Raw genomic sequence first — 553 nt, 5'->3', positions numbered from 1 at the left:
ACCTGCGCCAAGCTCGCCCTTGCGGGCGCGACGACGATGCTGGCGCAGGCATTGGGGCCGCGCATCCGCGTCAATGCGGTGTCGCCCGGCCTGTCCTTGCCCAGCGCCGACCAGAGCGACGCCGAATTTGCCGCAGCGGCGCGCAAGAACCCGTTGCAGCGTCCGGTCGATCCCGTCGATATCGCCCGCGCGGTCGCCTTCCTGCTGGAGGCGCGGGGCGTGCAGGCGCAGACTGTGTACGTCGATTGCGGCCAGCGCTTCCTGCCGCGCGCGCGCGACGTGATGTTCGAGGGGCGGGTATGACGGTTCGGTTCACCACCATCCTCGAGGGTCTCGAAGTGACGATGGGGCTCGGCATCCATCCGCACGAACTGGCGGCGCGGCAGCGCGTGATCGTGTCGGTGCGGATGGAGGTGGTCTATCCCGCGCCGCCCGCCGAAGACCGGATCGATGCGGTGCTCGATTATGATTTCGTGCGCGCAGGCGTGCAGGCGCTGGTCGCCGACCGCCATTTCCATTTGCAGGAAACGCTGTGCGAGGCGATCGCGGCGCT

2 protein-coding genes are annotated in these 553 nt (G+C 68.7%); both read left to right on the top strand.

Annotation, left to right across the window (positions count from 1 at the left end; genetic code table 11):
* Nucleotides 1–303: SDR family oxidoreductase (locus AACY52_RS29725; RefSeq protein ID WP_339561289.1), on the top strand; the 303-nt coding region annotated here is incomplete at its 5' end.
* Nucleotides 300–553: dihydroneopterin aldolase (locus AACY52_RS29720; protein WP_339561288.1), on the top strand; the 254-nt coding region annotated here is incomplete at its 3' end. The genes AACY52_RS29725 and AACY52_RS29720, both read left to right, overlap by 4 nt.

It is taken from the genome of Pseudomonas sp. EA_65y_Pfl1_P113, from assembly GCF_963970525.1.
Classification (GTDB): domain Bacteria; phylum Pseudomonadota; class Gammaproteobacteria; order Pseudomonadales; family Pseudomonadaceae; genus Aquipseudomonas; species Aquipseudomonas tritici.
The sequence above is the reverse complement of the archived record's forward strand: the minus strand, read 5'-3'. Positions and strand labels throughout refer to the sequence as shown.